Origin of the sequence: Pseudomonas fluorescens (assembly GCF_001648775.1) — a bacterium.
GTDB lineage: Bacteria > Pseudomonadota > Gammaproteobacteria > Pseudomonadales > Pseudomonadaceae > Aquipseudomonas > Aquipseudomonas fluorescens_M.
Window position 1 is genome coordinate 1 of record NZ_LVEJ01000005.1, and the last position, 18,465, is coordinate 18,465.

The following is an 18,465-nucleotide window of genomic DNA, read 5'->3' on the forward strand; positions in this document are numbered from 1 at the left end:
GAAACCCCAATTGCGAAAGCAATTGGGGTTTTGTCATTTCAGGACCTGAAAAACCAATGATCAAACGGCTTTACGTGCCTTGCTGATACGTCGAGCCTGCCATTTGCGCCACCAGATGTAGACGCCAGTCCCCGACAAACCCGCAATCAAAATACCTAACACTGCGATCATTACTTGTCCTGTAACCCCAATGATCCGTCCTCCATGTATCGGTAACTGCAACCGATAAAACTGCTCTCCCAACGTCCCATGCCCGGCAATCTCCTGCCCTAACAAGCGCCCGTCCGTACCATGAAAAAACAACCAGGATTTGCCATGGGCTTCAGTGTCATGTTGTCCAAATCCAGCGCCGTAGAAGTTGTACTCAAAGCTGTAATACAACTCGCCGATCGCCGCTGTCAGTCCTAACCTTTTCCCCTCCTGTAACGCCCTTTCGTACGCCTGTTGATAACTCAATTGAGTCACCCCCAACTGTGAAGGAGGCATTCGTCCTCGGGCCTCATAGACGCTGGGTTCTATCGGTGAAAACAACGAAACCGCAGGCTTGAATACCTGACTCGGCAAGTTCATCGCCACGCTGCTCACAGCAATCGGCAGCAACAACAACCACAGCCACAATCCCCCAGCGCGATGCAGGTCGAAGTTGAGCCGATAAGCGTGCCCACCCTTGATCTTCCAGGCGGTCGACCACTTCTTCCAGAACGGCTTGCCACGCGGCAACGTCAGCCAAAGCGCAACGAAACAATCGATCACCCAGGCAACGGCAACCAAGCCCATCAATAACAATCCCCAGTTTCCCGGCAACGTCAGGTTGTAGTGAAACTCAAGAATGAACGGGACAAAATTCTCCCGCTGAAAACAACACTCACCCCAATACCGCTGGCCCTTTTGCTCAGCACTCACCGGGTCCAGATAGAACACCTGATTACGTTCATCGAACGGCGTCCCGGTTGCCGGATCATTACGCGGCACCATCGCCAGCAACGCCGTATGCCCCGCCTCATGCGGATACTCCATGTACCAGACCTGCAACTTCGGATGAGCACTTTGCATGGCATCCACCAAATCGCCGGGAGGCAGTCGCTCACCCACGGCAGACGTCGCATAAAACTCCGGGTTCAACCATTCATCCAGTTCATGATTGAACGCAAGAATGCTCCCGGTAAGTCCTGCGAGCAGCAAAAACACTGCTGTGGCCAGACCGATATAACGGTGCAACAACACCAAAAACGCACGCATGAGAATTTCCCCACAGAAACGACAAAGCCAGCCCCCGAAACATCAGGAGCTGGCTTTTTATGCACAGGACAAAGGCTTAGAACTGGTAGCTGACGGTCGCCGCGACGTTGCGCTCTTCGCCCATGTAGCAGAAGTTCAGACTGGCGCAGGAAGCCACGTAGGACTCATTGGTCAAGTTGTTCGCATTCAGACGCACATCGACGCCCTTCAAGCCGACCTTGCCCAAGTCATAACCAATCGAGGCATCAAACAAAGTGTAGGAAGGCACCTTCATGGTGTTCTCCGCATCGGCCCAGCTGTAACCGACATATCGCACACCGCCGCCCAGGCGCAGGCCGTCGAGCGCTGCGCTGTCGAACTTGTAGTCTGCCCACAACGACGCCATATGACGCGGCGCCTGTGTGGGTGAGTTGCCTTTGTTCTCGATCACGTCGGTCGGTGTGCTCAACGTACTGACCATCGACTTCGAGTATTCAATGTCGGTGAAGGTGTAGCTGCCGAGAACTTTGAGGTTGTCGGTCAATTGCATATGCGCTTCCAGTTCCAGGCCCTGGGAGCGCACAGCACCTACCGCGCGATAGAAGTTTTCCTGCGGCAGTTTGGTTGCCAGATTCTCCTGATCGATGCGGAACAGCGACGCGGTGAACAAATTGTCAGTGCCTGGCGGCTGATACTTCAGACCGACTTCCCACTGTGTGCCGTCGGTAGGTGCCAAAGGATTGCCGGCGCTGTCAGCATAGGAGTTCGGGTTAAACGACTCGGAGTAGCTGATGTATGGCGCCAGACCGTTATCGAACAGGTACAACGCGCCGGCGCGACCAGTGAGTTTGGTGCGTCGATCATTGATCTCTGTGCCAAGCGGGCGCCCGGCTTCAGCGATGCGGTTTTCGTCCGACGTCTCGACCCAGTCCTGACGCAGGCCCAGCGAGAAACGCCACTTGTCCATCTCGATCAGGTCTTGCAGGTAAACCCCGGTCTGCTCCAGACGGCGCAGGTAACTGGTTTCGCCATACATGTCGATCGCCGAGTTACCGTACACCGGGTTGAACGCATTGATCGGTGCTAGACCGCCACTGGTCCAGTCGACCACGGTTTTGCGCCGCTGATAGTCAGCGCCCATCAGCACCGTGTGTTTGCTTGCGCCGGTGAAAAATTCAGCCTGAAGCATGTTGTCGACGATAAACGCATGCAGGCGCTCATCACCGCCGGTGTAGTAGCGGTTCAGCTCGTTACTGGTCGGCGAGGTCCAGCCATACGCGTAGACCTGATCCATGTTCACTTTGGAATCGAGGTAACGGAAGTTCTGGCGTGCGGTGAAGACATCGTTGAAGCGATGTTCGAATTGATAACCGAACGACTGCTGATCACGCGAGTAGCCATCGACGCCCGGCTCGCCTTCGAAGAAGTGCGGCGAGATGCGGTTACCGTTGCGCTGATGAATTGTGCCGTCGGCCGGTACGCCGCCATGGTAACCACCGTCCGGATCGTGTTGCAGATAAGCCTGCAACGTCAGCGACGTGTCTTCACTGAAGTCGATGCTCAGGGTCGGAGCGAGGGCGAAGCGCTTTTCCTTGTTGTGGTCGAACTGCGTGTCGGACTGATCGGTTAAACCGATCAGACGGTAGGCGATCCGCTTGTCGTCATCGACCGGCCCGCTGAAGTCAAAACCAACCCCGCGCTGGCCCTGAGTGCCCACCGTCGCCTGTACTTGATGATAAGCCTCATACAGCGGTTTCTTGCTGGTCAGCGCCACCAGGCCACCCGGCGAACTGCGGCCATACAGCACCGACGACGGCCCCTTGAGAATGTCCACGCGCTCAAGGAAATACGGATCGACCTGCATGGTGCTGTAAGTGCCGCTGTCACCCATCGACTTGAGGCCATCGAGGTAGATGTTATCCACCGAGCCATCGTTGAAACCGCGCATCGCCACATAGTCGTAACGATGGGTGGCGCCATAGGGGTTGGTCAGCACGCCCGGGGTGTAGCGCATCGCCTGTGAGACAGTTTGCGAGCCCTGGTCGTCCATTTGCTCGCGAGTGACCACAGACACGCTTTGCGAAGTTTCCAGCAGCGCAGTACTGGTCTTGGTGGCGATCTGGCTGTGGGTGGCGTTGTAGCCATCCATGCTGCCCAGCGCGTTACCGAGGGCGAAGCCTTTGATATCGGTGGTCGGCAAGGCCAGTGCTTCAGTTTCAGCGGACTGACGCAGGACGTAGCTGCTGCCGTCCTGACTGACCGCCTCCAGGCCGGAGCCACCGAGCAAATGGCTCAGCGCCTGATCAGTCGAATACTCACCTTGCACGCCCGGCGATTGCCGACCTTGAGTTTGCTGCGGGGTCATCGACAACGTGATGCCGGCCTGACGGGCAAACTGATTCAGGGCGTCACCGAGAGGACCCGCAGCCACGTTGTAGCGCTGGCTGAGTTCACTGCCAGCGGGAGTCGCCGCGATGCTCAAAGCAGGCATTACACCGACGCCCAATGCAGTCGAAAACAACGCTGCCCGAATGGCGTGGCGCAATATGCCCGATTCGGCAGTGAAATTCGGAGAGTTCTTACAGGTGGCGCGGACAGTCATTGTAGGTTTCCGTAGGAAGTCGCAAACGCTTGAGTTGAAGTGCTTACTGACTAAGCCGGACTGACTGCGAAAACCCGCCAAAATAATTTCAGACGACGCGCTCCAGCGTCACCCACCAGCGCGTGCGATAGCGCAATTGCACCGGTAGGGTCTGCGGCAGAATCGCCAGCAGCTTGTCAGTGTCCTCCAGACGGAATACGCCGGACAGTCGCAGATCCGCCACGTCTGACGCGCATTGCAGAAAACCCTGTCGATAACGCGCGACTTCGCTGAGAAAGTCGCCCAGACGCATATTACGTGTGACGATCAAACCGTCGACCCAGGCGCCGGCGTCCATATCCGCCGCCGGCGCGGGACGAATGCGTTGATGATCAATCAGGTAACTTTGCCCGGCGCGCGCCTCGATTGATGTGCCGCCGGCGTGAATCGCCACCAGGCCATGAGTGACGCTGAGCCGCGTGCAATCACCGTCCTGACGCAGGATGAACCGCGCATCCTGCGGCTGGTAAACACCGTGACGACTTTGCACACGCAGCGGTCGTTCGAAGGTTGCCCCCTCATCTGCGCCGCCACAGGTGACGATGATCTCGCCGCGAGTCAGTTTGATCAGCCGCTGCTGCGCGGTGTAATCGAGATCCACCGCACTGGCGGTATTGAGTTCGATCCGTGTGCCATCCGGCAGCTGGAAACCGCGCCGCTCGCCGGTCGCCGTGGCGTAATCGGCACTCCATTGCTGCCACGCGGCGGTGTCTTTGGCCAGCCATGCGGCAGAGCCCATCAGCAGCGCGCCAGACAACAGCTTCAAGGCCTGTCGCCGACCCAGGCCCTGCGCGCTGTTTTCCAATGTATTGAACGCCACTTGTGCACCGGGCACCGCACGCAGGTTGTTGCTCAGTTCGGCTTGCAGCGACTGCACGCGTTGCCAGGCCAGTTCATGCTCGTGGTGTTCGGCGCGCCATTGTTCGCACTGGCGATTCAACCGCGAATTGCCATGGTTATTGCGCAAGCGCAGCAGCCAATGAATGGCTTGTTTGACCACTTGTTGCTGTGGCTCGGCCCGGCGACCCAGTGCGATGTTATCCACAGGCATCAGCTTTCGTACCGCAGTACGTAACAGTGATACAACGCATCGGCGACATAACGTTCCACCGAACGCAACGAAAGCCCCATCTGCTCGGCAATCTGTTTGTGGGTCAAACCTTCGCACTGCGCCAGCAGAAACGCCTGACGCACTTTCGGCTTCAGTCCTTCAAGCATCCGCGCAATGCTCTCCAGCAATTCGATCACCAGCGCCCGGGCTTCGGCACTCGGTGTTTCGGCTTCGGGCAAATGCGCGATGGTTTCGAGATAGGCGCGTTCGATTTCCTCACGGCGCCAATGGTCGATCACCAGCCCGCGCGCAATCGTGCGCAGGAAGGCGCGGGGTGCTTTAAGTTCGATTCGTTCAGTGCGCTGTAGCAGGCGCAGAAAAGTATCCTGCGCCAGGTCTGCCGCATCCGCCGCGTTGCCCAGCCGCGCGCGCAGCCAAGCGTTAAGCCAGCCGTGATGACTACTGTAAAGCGCCTGTACTGCGAATTCAGGTGAGGACATGAACGCGAACGTCACAAATGATAATTAGTCGCATTGTCATCAAGGGTTACGAAATTTGCAACTGCCACTCGAACATTGCCCCTGAAAAACCTCGCGGCGAATGCTCTGGCACGCCGTTCGGCGGGAATCCGGCAGAAATGCCATCCATTTCCTGCACAACCCTAAGATTTCTCCGACACGTGCCGACAGACTGGTGAGACATGCGTGCACCAAAGTAGAGCGGCCAGAAGAACGCTGCCTGCGCTGTACATGGAATGTTGCATCCGGAACGCATCCCCACTTTTGGCATAAGAAGTCCCATGAAATGAATCTCAAGTTCAGCCATAAAATCCTGTTGGCCGCCTCGGGCGTCGTGGTCCTGGCGTTCGCGCTGTTCACCCTCTACAACGACTATCTGCAGCGAAACACCATTCGCCAGAACCTCCAGTCCTCTGTGCAGCAGGCCGGTGATCTGACCGCCAGCAGCGTGCAGAACTGGATGAGCGGGCGGATTCTGGTGCTGGAAAACCTCGCGCAGAACGTCGCCCACCAGGGCAAGGACGCCGATTTCCCGGGCCTGGTCGATCAACCGGCCTTCACCTCGAACTTCCAGTTCACCTACGTTGGCCAGGCCAACGGTGTGTTCACTCAGCGCCCTGACGCGAAGATGCCGGACGGCTACGACCCGCGTCAGCGCCCTTGGTACAAGCAAGCCGTTGTGGCTGACAAAACCATGCTGACGCCGCCGTACATGGCCGCTGTTGGTGGCTTGGTGGTGACCATCGCCATGCCGGTGAAAAAGAACGGCGAACTGCTCGGCGTGGTCGGTGGTGACCTGAGCCTGGAAACCCTGGTGAAGATCATCAACTCGGTGGATTTCGGTGGCCTCGGCCATGCGTTCCTGGTCAGCGCCGACGGTCAGGTGATCGTCAGCCCGGATAAAGATCAGGTCATGAAAAACCTGAAAGACATCTACCCGAACGCCAGCGTGCGCATCGAGAAGGGCAACCAGAACGTCGTGCTCAACGGCCAGGAACGCATTCTGTCGTTTACCCCTGTCAGCGATCTGCCAAATGCGCAGTGGTACATCGGTCTGTCGATCGATCGCGACAAAGCCTACGCCGCACTCAGCCAATTCCGCACCTCGGCGCTGATCGCGATGTTCGTAGCGGTGGCCGCGATTGCACTGCTGCTGAGCCTGTTGATCAACGTCCTGATGCGTCCGCTGACCACCATGGGTCGCGCGATGAAAGACATCGCTCAAGGCGAAGGCGATCTGACCCGTCGTCTGGTGGTCGAGAGCAAAGACGAGTTCGGTGAATTGGGCAGCGCGTTCAACCAGTTCGTTGAGCGGATTCACGCGTCGATTTCCGAAGTGTCTTCCGCCACTCGTCACGTGCATGATTTGTCGCAACGGGTGATGGCGTCGTCCAACGCCTCGATCGTCGGTTCCGACGAGCAAAGTGCGCGCACCAACAGCGTCGCTGCAGCAATCAACGAATTGGGCGCCGCCACGCAGGAAATCGCTCGCAACGCCGCCGATGCTTCGCAGCACGCCAGTGGCGCCAGCGAGCAGGCTGATGACGGTCGTCAGGTGGTCGAGCAGACGATTCAAGCGATGACCGAGTTGTCGCAGAAGATCAGCCTGTCGTGCACGCAAATCGAAACCCTCAATGCCAGCACCGACAACATCGGTCACATCCTCGATGTGATCAAAGGCATTTCGCAACAAACCAACCTGCTGGCACTCAACGCCGCGATCGAAGCGGCGCGTGCCGGTGAAGCCGGGCGTGGTTTTGCGGTGGTGGCGGACGAGGTGCGTAACCTTGCTCACCGCACCCAGGAGTCGGCGGAAGAGATCCACAAGATGATCACCTCATTGCAGGTCGGTTCGCGTGAAGCGGTGACCACCATGAACGCCAGTCAGGCGTCCAGCGAACAGAGCGTTGAAGTGGCCAACCAGGCCGGTTTGCGTCTGGTCAGCGTGACCCAGCGCATCGGTGAAATCGACGGCATGAACCAGTCGGTGGCAGCGGCCACTGAAGAGCAGACCGCCGTGGTGGAAACCCTCAACGTCGACGTTAACCAGATCAACCTGTTGAACCAGCAGAGCGTGGCCAACCTCAATGAAACGTTGAAGGATTGTGATGCGTTGTCGCAGCAGGCCAACCGTCTGAAGCAACTGGTCGACAGCTTCAAGATCTGATTTTTCAGATTGCAGACCGCGTTATCGTTCTTCGCGAGCAGGCTCGCTCCCACAGGATTTTTGGTTGAACACAACATGTGTGAACACCCAATACCCTGTGGGAGCGAGCCTGCTCGCGAAAGCGGTGGTGCATTCACCGCAAAGCCGAAGCCTTAAACAAACAGCTTCAGCACATTCCCCATCGCATCATCGGCAAACCCCTGCACAAAATCCTTGAACCCCGGCAACGCCTCTTCACCCCCCGAAGCCGGCTCGGCGATGATTGTCCACGTCGCCCGGGATTTACCGGCGCTCAGCGATTCCACGTTCATCGCCGCCCACAGATTCGCCACCCCCAGCGTGTTGTAAATCGTCGTCCAGGTCATGCTCCGCGCGTGCTCGTCGCGGGAGTTGAGTTGCTCGACCACCACGTTGCCATCCTTGAAGAACTTCTTGCGCAGCGAGGACACGCCCTCACCGGTCAATTCGATGTGCGACAGCGCCGGAATGAAGCGGTCGAAACCGCCGAAATGGCCGACCACCGCCCAGACCTGCGCGGCGTCCGCCGGTACCTCCACCGACGACACAACGTGGCAGCCATGCGGGTTTTTGATCAGGGTGTCCGGTTGCAAATTGCTCATGGTGTTGCTCCTTGTTGTTGGCTCAGATGAAGTTGATTTCTTTCAGGTAGTCGCAGCCGCGACGCAGCAGCGCCGGGGATTTCTGTGGGTAATGCGCGCCCATCTGCTGCACGCCGGCCTCGGCGTTGGCGTGGCCGATCAGCGAGATGTCGCCGATGTCTTCTTCGAAGCCGTTGAGGTAGAAACCGAGCACGCCGAACAGCGCGTTGTCGGCATCGACGCGGCCCAGTTGCTGCTGCCAGTCGGCGACGCTGACCAGCGCGAACTCGCTGCCGGTTTCGCGGAACGAAGCGACGTAGGCGTCCCAGCTCAGCGGCTCGGGGTTGTGCAGGTTGAACACCGCGCGCTCGGGCGCGTAACGGCTGGCGTGGAAGGCGATGAACCGGGCGAGAAAGTCCACCGGCATCAAGTCGAAATTCAGCGCGAAGGCCGGCACCTGACCGAGCTGGATCGAGCCTTTGAGCATCAGCATCAAACGGTTTTTGTGCGGCTGACAAACACCGCTCAAGCTGTTGAAGCTGATGTTGCCGGGGCGATACAGATTGACTCGCACACCGCGCTCGCGCGCCCGTTCGAGGATGCGTTCACCAACCCACTTCGACAGGTTGTAACCGTTGCGAATGTAGATCGGTGGCGTCAGCGCGGCGGGTAGTTCCAGCACCCGTCCCGCATCATCGACCGTGCTTGAAGCCGACAGTGTCGAGACAAAATTGAAGACCTTTTTGCTTTGCCCTTCGCACAAGCGCAGCAGCGCGAAAATCGGCTCGACGTTGTCTGCCGCCAGCGACTCGTAATCGAGTACGTGATTGACGTTGGCAGCGTTGTGCACCAGCGCGCCGAACTCGCGATCCAGACGTTGATAATCTTCGTCGCTCAGGCCCAGTTGCGGGCGCGTAATGTCTGCCGCGTAAACCCGCACGCGACTCAGATCCAGATGCTCCAGGCGGTTTTCCCGCAGTGACGCAGCAAAGCGCTGCGCCGCCGTTTGCCCGCCGCCATCACGCACCAGACACGCCACCTCGCTGGCGCCCCAGCCGAGCAGCGCCTCGACGATGTGCACGCCGACAAAACTGTTGGCACCGGTGACGATGACCTTGTGCACATCCCCCATGCGGCTGATCGGCAGTGGTTCGATATCCAGCGCGCGTTCCGCGTCGGCCATGGCCTGGGCGCTGAGCACGGCGCTGTCATCGGTGCCACGCACCAGCGTCGCGAGTTTGATGAGGGTCGGCAGCTCGATGAAGCGGTTGATTGAGATGCTGCGCCCGAACTCCTCACGCAGCCGCAGCAACATCCGCGACAGCAGAATCGAGTGGCCGCCGAGATTGAAAAAGCTTTCGTCGGTGGAAATATCACTGGTCGGCAGCTCCAGCAACTCCGCCCAGATATCCAGCAGCAGCGCTTCGTCGGCATTCGCCGGCAGGCATTTCGGCCCGCTGTCCTGCACGCTCACCGGCAGCTCCAGCAGCGCCTTGCGATCGACCTTGCCGTTGCTGGCGAACGGCATGCTCGACAGTTCGGTCCACGCCACCGGTTGCATATAGTCCGGCAAAAACTGTCGGGCGTGGGCCTTGAGCGCTTCGCGCGCGGTGTCCGATTGCGCTTGGGCGAGGAAGGCCAGAATCCGCCGTTGACTGTCGATCACCACCGCCACTTGCCGGTACAACTGGCTCTCGCGCAGGCAGCGTTCGATCTCTTCCGGCTCGACCCGGAAACCACGGATCTTCACCTGGTTGTCGCGCCGCCCGCACAGCTCGATACCGTGCTCGCCCCACTTGGCCATGTCACCGCTGCGGTAGGCGCGCAACGTTTGGCCGTCCGGCAGATTCAAGGTCAGATAACGCTCGGCGGTCTGCTGTGGATTGTTCAGATAACCGAGGCAGACACCGGGGCCGACGATGAACAACTCGCCGACGGTTTGCTCCGGCACTGGCTGCAAATCGTCATCGAGAATCAGCACCTGACTGTTGGCGATGGGCGCACCGAGGCTGCGGTTGCTGTCGCCGGGTTTGAGCTGCCGCGCGGTGATCAACACCGTGGCTTCGGTCGGGCCGTAAAGGTTGTGCAGCGTGCCCTGGCGGGTCAGTTGCTCAATGACAAACGGCTCGCAGACATCACCGCCGGTCATCACTTGCACGCCTTCCAGTTGTTCCAGCGGCAGGATGCTCAACAGCGCCGGGGGGAGGAAGGCGTGGGTCAGTTGCCGCCGGCGGATCAGTGCAACCAGTTGCAGCGGATCGCGCCGTTGCGTGTCGTCGGGCACCACCAGTTCGGCGCCTTCGAGCAGGGTCGCAAAGATGTCGATCAGCGACGAATCGAAGCTCAGCGATGAGAACTGCAGAACCCGACTCTCAGCCTGCAACTGCACGTAATCGGCGTACCACGCAGTGAAGTGCGCAAGGTTGGCCTGACTGAGCAACACACCCTTCGGATGCCCGGTGGTGCCCGAGGTGTAGAGCGCCATGCACGGTGCATCGAGTTCAGGGCGATGGCGCATCAGCGCTTGGCTGAGATCTGCGTCAGCAATGTCGATGTCACTGACATCCAGCCCCGCCATGGTGGCGCTGAGTGGATGCTCGCCATCGTGCAGCAACAGCAACGCACCGGCGTTTTGCAGAATGTATTGCTGACGCTGCAACGGATGGCTCGGCTCAAGCGGCAGGTACACCGCGCCGCTGCCGAGGATCGCCAGAATCGAGGCGAACAATGCCGGGCTTTTTGGCAGGCAGATGCCGACCACCCACGGCTGCGGATGCTGCTCAAGTAATGGCAGCAAACGCTGTTGAATAGCCTGGCTATGAGCGTGCAATTGCTGGTAACTGAAGGAGCGTTCGCCGATGTGCAACGCCGGGCGTTCGGCGTGCTCGATCAGGCTCTGTTGCAGCCGCTCGATGACTGGAACCTTCGCCTGTTCCAACAGCGCTGCATTCGCCGTTTCATTGCGGCGATGGACATAAGCCAGGCTGTCGAGAAACAGCAGGTTTTCCATCCGCTCGAAATGTGGGGCTTTGAGGAATGCGGCCTGCTGAAAGTAATCCGCATCGCGGGAGAAGCGGCTGACCAGCAAGGCCACTTCGTCGACGATATGCGTCAGCACCCGCTGACGCAGAGCCTGACCGTTGCCGGACGGTTCATCGCCAATCGGCACACGACTGATCAGTGATGAGCCGAGAAAGCACAGCAGATCGAGTGTCGGCAAGCCCGCTGCGCTTAGCGCGCCGACGCCCAGACGCAAATGCAGGTGCGGGATGGCGCAACGATCGCCGGCACCGAGGAAGCCATCGTCGATGATCAAATCCACCGTCGATGCCCCCGCAGCGCTGCGTTGCAATGAGTGACCGTGTTGTTCCAGTTCCTGCGCCAGGTCGGTCATGGCCCGGCTGGCGCCAATCAGCAAAATGTCGAGACGTTTCATGTCGGCCTCCTCATCAAACCAGGTAGTCACGCAGGGCGTGCTGCACGCAGGGCGTGTCGAGCAGCGAGCTGTTGTGGAAGAACTTGACGATGTTGCCCACCAGCGGATGGTGGCGATTGATCGGGAACGCGAGCCCGGCCATTTCATCCCTGAGCGAACGCCGTGTGGTCTCGCTGACCGGCAGTGCGTCGATCAGGCGCAGGTCGAAGGATTTCTGGATGTCGTTGGTCAGGTAATGGCCAATGAATACCGGCAGAATCTGTGCGATGGTTTCGCGATCCTTCGCGTTGGCGGTGTGCCAATAGATGCGCACCATCCGCGCCCAGAAACTGGAATGGCGGCCTTCATCGAGCAAGTGATCGGCCATCAGGCCTTTGATCGACGGCTTGACCGTGTCATCGCGGGCGAACGCGGCGACATCGCCGGTCACGGTGTTTTCGGCGATGGCCACGCAGATCAATTCCACCGCGCTGCGCAGGTGCTCCGGCGCCAGCGCTACGGCTGCAGGAATCGCCCGGCTCAGTTCGATTTCATCCGGCAATTGAATCGGCTCGATGCCGGTCATCGCCACCGTTTGCTGCATGAAATCCATCGCCACCAGCGCGTGGTAATCCTCGTCGACCACCACGGTCATGGCGTCGTAACGGCAAGCAAACGGGAACGCCACGGCGAAGCGATTCTTGGCGATGCTGCGCGCGGTCTTGTCGACGATCTCGGTCTCGAAAATCACCACGTCGTTGATGAACTTGTACAGCGTCTGTACCAGAGCAAAATCGCGCTGCTGCGGGCACTCCCGCAGGAAGGTTTCGCTGAGCACCAAGGGCTGACGGCTGAGCGGGTAGATCAGCCGCTCATCGTCTTCCAGCACGCGCCGGGGGCGGGTGCGGATGGTGGCGCGGTTCTCCCAGGCATCGGCGAAGGATTGATAGTCGGCGGCGTTCATTGGGCAACCTCCGCCAACGGCTCGCGCATGCTCACACGCAGGCCGTCCCACAGGGCGATGCGGCTTTCCACGGCGGCGATGGCGCTGGCGTAGACCTCGGCCTCGCGCTGCGGATCGCCGTCGACCAGGCGCTCAAGAAGGTGTTCTGCTGCCGGGCCGTGATCTTCGGAGTCGACCTCGATGTGCCGCTCCAGGTAGTAACGGAAGGTCGGCGCCTGTTCGATGCCGATGCCCCAATCGTCGAGGATGCGCTGGAACATGGTCGGGATCACGCTCTCGCGGCCATGCAAAAACGCCGCCGCCACGCTGTGCCCCGGTGCATGCAGGGCGGTGCGCAAGGTCTCGCGCACAAACTGCGCGGCCGCCGGATCGACCTCGACGCTTTGCAGCGCCACTTCAAAACTCACCCCCTCCTGTTGCAGCGCGACAAAGCGCTCAACTGCTGTGGTGCTCGCGCCGATTTCGCGCATCGCATCCAGGTACAACTCGAAGTGGCTGTAATGACCCTCGGTCAGGCGATCGTCCGACTCCTCTCCGAGGACGATTTCGTTGATCAACCGGGCGGCGTGCGGGTCCCGCGGCGGTAGCCAGGGCAAACGCGTGCAGGTCAGTTCCTGCTGCAGGCGTTTGGTCAGTGACATGAAGTCCCACACGGCAAATACATGGGTTTCCATGAAACGGCGCAATACCGATAGCGACGTGATCTCGGAAAAGATCGGGTGAATGCTGAGTTCGGCTTTCTTCAGGGCGAGTTGGTTCTTAGTGGGCATCATGATGTCCTTTATCATTGATATGAAATGGAACTGCTTTTTCAACTGCGCATTCAATGGTGCAGCGACTTACTGATATCTGACGTCGAACAAGTTTCGATTTCAGTGGAGTAAGCGTCGGGCTTATATCTACGGTCTTGTTGAAGGCTCCTGCGCACAGCCCCTGTGCTTGTGGCTTGTGCGCTGGATGTATGCCGAACAGGAAGAGAGAAATTCAAACTCGGCGAAGAAAAACTAATACACAGCGAAAGCATTTAACAAGTGTATTTTTAATTATTTTAAGTTGGCTGTTTTTCAAGTATGAGAGTGGCCGATAAAACTTTTGGCTTAAGTTTTATTTGGGCGTAGTTGCTCCTTTCGGCCAATAATGGTCAAAATTGATTAATCAGAGTGAATGCCTCACTCGAAGCAACTTTCTTAATGAAATGAATTAATTGATTTAAAGGGGGCGGAAGTTGGCCGGGACCGGCGCCTGTACTTCCTTTTTCCCGTGACAAGGCTCCTTCCGTAGGTTCCTGGTGCGGGGACTGCACCTGTGATGGGTGCGTCGCCCGTTCTTTATAGGGTTGGCCGTTCAAGAGTGAGGCTAAATCAGCGCGACGGCTATTACCGTTTCACCGCTGGCTCAGGCGGTCCGGCGCAGGGAGGGTAGAGGGAAGGGGTCGGTTTGCCAGCGGCTTGGCAGCAGAACGGGGAGGGGATTTGTAAGCGGGTTATTCGCCGGGCAGGCGCAGTGCCTGATCCCGGCGTAATGGGCTCAACGAGCGACTTTGCGGTTTTGCGCCGCCGGGCTGGCGAGATAGCGGGTAATGACCTCAACGCCGCGGTTGAGATGCTGCTCCAGCAGTTTTACTGAGAGTTCGACGTCGTGATCCTCAACAGCCTTGAGCATCTGCCGGTGATCTTCCTGGGACAATTTACCCAGGCCCATCGCCTCCAGATTGAAACGCAGGAAGCGTTCTTCTTCATTGAGCCCGTCTTCCACCAGACGCAGCAAACGGCGATTGGGCGCCTTGCTGTACAGCGCCATGTGGAACAAGCGGTTGAGGCGGCCGATTTCGGTGTAATCGTGCTGGCTTTCCAGTTCTTCGATATACCCCGCCGCGCGCTGGTAGTCGGCCGGGGTCAGCAGTGGAATCGACTGGCGCAGTGCCGCGGTTTCCAGGAGGATCCGCAGTTCATAGGTTTCAGTCGCGTCGCCCTGAATCAACGCTGCAACGACTGCGCCTTTGTGCGCGGTGACGCTGAGCAACTCCTGCGCTTCGAGCTGGCGCAAGGCTTCGCGCACCGGCATGCGGCTGACCCCGAACAGGTCGGCCAGATCCTGCTGACGCAGTGCCGTTCCACACGGCAGACGGCCGTCGAGGATGGCCGCGCGCAAGGTTTCTTCGATGATCGCGCGGGCGAGATGCGCGGGGATCGGCCCATCGACTTTGATGCTCTGCAGCGGTTTGGGCTTCTGTGTCACGACTACGCACCCTGTTGTCGGCGGAATTTGGATCCAAATGACACTAGTGATTGCTCTACAAGATGTCAAACCGTGTAGAGGAACCCCGTCACATTTGAAGTCTAGCGCGTCGGCGATGATCTCATGGTGCCATTGTTTTTTAGCCGTCTAAGCTTCACCATCAAACGCTTTCCTTCCTGCCCTCTGGAAACCTGCTGTGGCGGTACGTTTCGCGATCCCCCGGACTCTGCGCTGGCTAGGCTGCGCACTGCTGCTGGCCGGCGTCATGCTGGGCGGTCTGCATGCCGATTGGGATTTTTCCGCGATTAGCCGCAAAGCCACGGCGCTCTACGGGCCGCTGGGCGCGGGCCAGCAACGGATCGATGCCTGGCAGAATCTGCTGGCCACGCAGAAACAAGTCAGCGAGATGGAAAAACTCAAAGTGGTGAACCTGTTTTTCAACAAACAGGTGCGCTACGTCGAAGACATCGACCTGTGGCACGAGGTCGATTATTGGGAAACACCGATCGAGGCGTTGTGGAAAGGTGCCGGGGATTGCGAAGACTATGCGATCGCCAAGTATTTCAGCCTGCGTCATCTCGGGGTTTCCAGCGACAAGCTGCGCATCACCTACGTCAAGGCCCTGCGCCAGAATCGCGCGCACATGGTGCTGACGTACTATGCCACCCCCGATGCCATGCCGCTGGTGCTCGACAGCCTCATCGACCCGATCCAGCCGGCGTCGCAGCGAACCGATTTGCTGCCGGTCTACTCTTTCAATGCTGAAGGTCTGTATTTGCCGGGGGCCAAAGGCAACAAGAAGGTCGGTGACACCAAACGCCTGTCACGCTGGCAGGATGTGTTGAAGAAAATGCAGGCCGAAGGTTTCCCGGTCGAGACGACTAACTAGGAGCACGCGCTCAGATGTCTTTGTTCAAACAGCTGTTGATCGCTATCTGTCTGTTCCTGGTGGTCGCCTTCACCGGCAGCTTCATGGTCAGTCTGGAAAGCTCGCGTACCCAGTACGTCAACCAGTTGCGTTCCCACGCGCAGGACGCCGCGACAGCGCTGGCGTTGTCGCTGACGCCGAATATCGACGACCCGGCGATGGTCGAGTTGCTGGTCAGTTCGATTTTCGACAGCGGTTATTACGCGAGCATCCGCGTGGTCGATCTGAAGACTGACCAGACCATCGTCGAGCGCAATGGCATTCCGGCCGTCACTAATGTGCCGGACTGGTTCGTCAAACTGATCGGTCTGGAGCCTGCCGGCGGTGATGCGCTGGTCAGCCGTGGCTGGGAGCAGGCGGCGCGGGTCGAGGTGGTCAGCCATCCGATGTTTGCCGTGGCCAAGTTGTGGCAGAGCGCGTTGGGCAGCCTTGGCTGGCTGTTGATCTGCGGTGCGGCGAGTGCGGTGCTCGGTGCGCTGCTGCTGCGGCGCCAACTGAAGCCGCTGGACTACATGGTCCAGCAATCCCACGCCATCGCCCGCCGCGAGTTTCTCAGCCTGCCGGAGTTACCGCGTACGCCTGAGCTGCGCCGCGTGGTGCAGGCGATGAACCAGATGGTCGAGAAGCTCAAGGCGCTGTTTCAGGAGCAGGCCGAACGCAGCGAAAAACTGCGCACCGAGTCCTATCAGGACAACCTTACGGGGCTTGCGAATCGACGCTATTTCGAGATGCAGTTGAACAACCGGGTGAGCAATGCGGAGCAGGCCAGTTCCGGTTATCTGCTGCTGTTGCGGGTCAAGGATCTGGCCGGGCTCAACCAGCGTCTCGGTGGCCAGCGCACCGATGAATTGTTGAAAGCGGTCGGCGAACAACTGTCGCGCGAATGCGCCAAGTACCCGGAAACGCAAAACCTCGTCACGCGTATTCGTGGCGGTGAATTCGCCGTACTCGCGCCGGGGCTGGTGCGTGAAGAGGCGTTGCAACTGGCGCAAAACCTCGACAGTGCGCTGAGCAGTCTGCACGCCACGGGCGCGACGGATGTGGCGGCGGTGGCTTCGATTGGTGTTGCGCCGTTCGCTCACGGCGACTCTCCGCAAGCGGTGCTGACGCTGGGCGATCAGGCGCTGGCGCAGGCTGAAGGGCAGGGCGAACAGAATTGGGCTTGTCTCGATCAGAGCCTGACCGCAGACGTTGGCGACGATCACCATGCCTGGCATCGACTGCTCGATCAGGCGCTGAATCAGCGGCGCTTCGAGCTGTTCTTCCAGCCGGTGGTGGCTACCGACGACACGCAACTGGTGCTGCATTACAAAGTGCTCTCGCGCCTGCTCGATGATCAGGGCCAGACCATTCCGGCCGGGCGTTTCCTGCCGTGGCTGGAGCGCTTCGGCTGGACCGCGCGCCTGGATCGACTGATGCTCGAGCGCGTGCTCGAGCAGATGAAAGAGCATGAGGATTCGCTGGCGCTGAACCTGTCCTCGGCGACATTGGCCGATCCGCAGGCGCTGAATAAAGTCTTCGAGATCCTGCGTGCGCATTCCAACCTGGGCTCGCGCCTGACCCTTGAGATCGGTGAGGAACAGCTGCCGGAGCAAGCGGTGCTGGAGCAGTTGACCCGGCGCCTGCGTGAACTCGGCTTCTCCCTGAGCCTGCAGCGCTTTGGTGGGCGTTTCAGCATGATCGGCAACCTGGCGCGACTCGGGCTGGCGTACTTGAAGATCGATGGCAGCTACATTCGTGCGATTGATCAGGAGGGCGACAAGCGTTTGTTCATCGAAGCGATCCAGCGTGCGGCGCACAGCATTGATCTGCCGCTGATTGCCGAGCGGGTCGAGACGGAAGGCGAGCTGTCGGTGATTCGCGAGATGGGGTTGTATGGGGTTCAGGGGCAGTTGTTTGGCGAGCCCAAGCCTTGGCGGTGAGTCATCACCAAAGCAACCCTCACCCTAGCCCTCTCCCGGAGGGAGAGGGGACTGACCGTGGGATATTGACGCAATACGCCGACGTGAAAGAGCTCCGCTGAATCCATAACCAACCCGATCTCTCAGGTCGATGTATATCGCCAGACACTTCGGTCGGCCCCTCTCCCTCAAGGGACTGATTGGGGGATATTCGGGAGGTACGCCGACGTGAGCGATTTGTTTTGAATTCATAATCGACCCGGTTTTTCAGGTCGATGTATAACGCCAGACACCTCGGTCGGCCCCCTCTCCCTCGGGGAGAGGGCTGGGGTGAGGGTAGGCCTTTGATCCGAAGAAATCAGATCAACCCGCCCTCATCCTCATCGATCAACTGACTCAACCCGCCCAGCGCCTCACGCGCCTGGGTGCGGTCCATCAGTTTGGCCTGAGCCGCCGGTGGCAGGTCGGTGACGCGGATCACGCCTTTTTGGGTCAGCACCTGAATCAGGTCGTCGAGTACCCGAATCATTTCGAAGTCGCTCTGCTTGAGCTGTTTCAGGCTGGTTTCCACCACTTCGTTGGCGAACCAGGCCTGGATTTCATGGCTGTCGGCCGGCAGCGTTTCCGTGGCCTCGGCGTAGGCCGCGGCTTCCACGCGAATCAACAGACCTTGCGCATCGCGTTGCACGTAAAACATTGAGCATCCCTCAGAAATGAACCAGCGTCATGCTGTCAGCAGCATAGCCAACTGTGCGCGAGTATGCGGTGCGGCGACGCGATCGTCACCGGTCCGGTCAGCACAAACGTGACGGCCGCCCCATTGGG

The 18,465-nt window shown here is 59.3% G+C and carries 13 protein-coding genes; 3 read left to right on the forward strand and 10 right to left on the reverse strand.

Annotation, left to right across the window (positions count from 1 at the left end; genetic code table 11):
* Positions 1 to 60 precede the first annotated feature (60 nt).
* The 4 genes from A8O26_RS07270 to A8O26_RS07285 all read right to left on the reverse strand — a co-directional run bounded on the left by A8O26_RS07270 (position 61) and on the right by A8O26_RS07285 (position 5,410).
* Complete coding sequence (locus A8O26_RS07270) at positions 61 to 1,239, reverse strand: PepSY-associated TM helix domain-containing protein (RefSeq protein ID WP_064117397.1); 1,179 nt, start codon at positions 1,237 to 1,239, stop codon at positions 61 to 63.
* A 76-nt stretch (positions 1,240 to 1,315) separates the two neighbouring features.
* Positions 1,316 to 3,820 (reverse strand): TonB-dependent siderophore receptor, encoded by a 2,505-nt coding sequence (locus A8O26_RS07275; protein WP_064117398.1) that lies wholly within the window; start codon positions 3,818 to 3,820, stop codon positions 1,316 to 1,318.
* 88 nt (positions 3,821 to 3,908) lie between these two features.
* Positions 3,909 to 4,910 (reverse strand): FecR domain-containing protein, encoded by a 1,002-nt coding sequence (locus A8O26_RS07280; protein WP_064117399.1) that lies wholly within the window; start codon positions 4,908 to 4,910, stop codon positions 3,909 to 3,911.
* Positions 4,910 to 5,410, reverse strand: a complete 501-nt coding sequence (locus tag A8O26_RS07285; RefSeq protein ID WP_064117400.1) for a sigma-70 family RNA polymerase sigma factor — start codon at positions 5,408 to 5,410, stop codon at positions 4,910 to 4,912. The genes A8O26_RS07280 and A8O26_RS07285 overlap by 1 nt, the downstream gene beginning before the upstream one ends.
* 304 nt (positions 5,411 to 5,714) lie before the next feature.
* On the opposite strand from A8O26_RS07285, the gene A8O26_RS07290 reads away from it, so the two are divergent.
* Complete coding sequence (locus A8O26_RS07290) at positions 5,715 to 7,595, forward strand: methyl-accepting chemotaxis protein (RefSeq protein WP_064117401.1); 1,881 nt, start codon at positions 5,715 to 5,717, stop codon at positions 7,593 to 7,595.
* Positions 7,596 to 7,747: 152 nt separating this feature from the next.
* Here the strand turns inward: A8O26_RS07290 and A8O26_RS07295 are convergent, their stop codons facing one another.
* The 5 genes from A8O26_RS07295 to A8O26_RS07315 all read right to left on the reverse strand — a co-directional run bounded on the left by A8O26_RS07295 (position 7,748) and on the right by A8O26_RS07315 (position 14,811).
* Positions 7,748 to 8,215 carry an SRPBCC family protein gene (locus tag A8O26_RS07295; protein ID WP_064117402.1) on the reverse strand — a complete coding sequence of 156 codons (468 nt, stop codon included), beginning with the start codon at positions 8,213 to 8,215 and terminating at the stop codon, positions 7,748 to 7,750.
* A 22-nt stretch (positions 8,216 to 8,237) separates the two neighbouring features.
* Positions 8,238 to 11,630: a non-ribosomal peptide synthetase gene (locus A8O26_RS07300; protein WP_064117403.1), complete on the reverse strand. Its 3,393-nt coding sequence runs from the start codon at positions 11,628 to 11,630 to the stop codon at positions 8,238 to 8,240.
* Positions 11,631 to 11,643: 13 nt separating this feature from the next.
* Positions 11,644 to 12,573 (reverse strand): diiron oxygenase, encoded by a 930-nt coding sequence (locus A8O26_RS07305; protein WP_064117404.1) that lies wholly within the window; start codon positions 12,571 to 12,573, stop codon positions 11,644 to 11,646.
* On the reverse strand, positions 12,570 to 13,346 hold the full coding sequence (locus tag A8O26_RS07310; RefSeq protein WP_064117405.1) for a DUF3050 domain-containing protein: 777 nt from the start codon (positions 13,344 to 13,346) through the stop codon (positions 12,570 to 12,572). The genes A8O26_RS07305 and A8O26_RS07310 overlap by 4 nt, the downstream gene beginning before the upstream one ends.
* A gap of 754 nt (positions 13,347 to 14,100) precedes the next feature.
* Complete coding sequence (locus tag A8O26_RS07315; protein ID WP_064117406.1) at positions 14,101 to 14,811, reverse strand: GntR family transcriptional regulator; 711 nt, start codon at positions 14,809 to 14,811, stop codon at positions 14,101 to 14,103.
* Between the two features lie 196 nt (positions 14,812 to 15,007).
* On the opposite strand from A8O26_RS07315, the gene lapG reads away from it, so the two are divergent.
* The gene (gene lapG, locus A8O26_RS07320) at positions 15,008 to 15,700 is read left to right on the forward strand and encodes a cysteine protease LapG (RefSeq protein WP_064117407.1); all 693 of its coding nucleotides are present in this window, start codon (positions 15,008 to 15,010) and stop codon (positions 15,698 to 15,700) included.
* 14 nt (positions 15,701 to 15,714) lie between these two features.
* Positions 15,715 to 17,661 (forward strand): cyclic di-GMP receptor LapD, encoded by a 1,947-nt coding sequence (gene lapD, locus A8O26_RS07325; RefSeq protein ID WP_064117408.1) that lies wholly within the window; start codon positions 15,715 to 15,717, stop codon positions 17,659 to 17,661.
* Positions 17,662 to 17,998: 337 nt separating this feature from the next.
* On the opposite strand, the gene A8O26_RS07330 is transcribed toward lapD, so the two are convergent.
* Complete coding sequence (locus A8O26_RS07330) at positions 17,999 to 18,337, reverse strand: hypothetical protein (RefSeq protein ID WP_007918987.1); 339 nt, start codon at positions 18,335 to 18,337, stop codon at positions 17,999 to 18,001.
* Positions 18,338 to 18,465 lie beyond the last annotated feature (128 nt).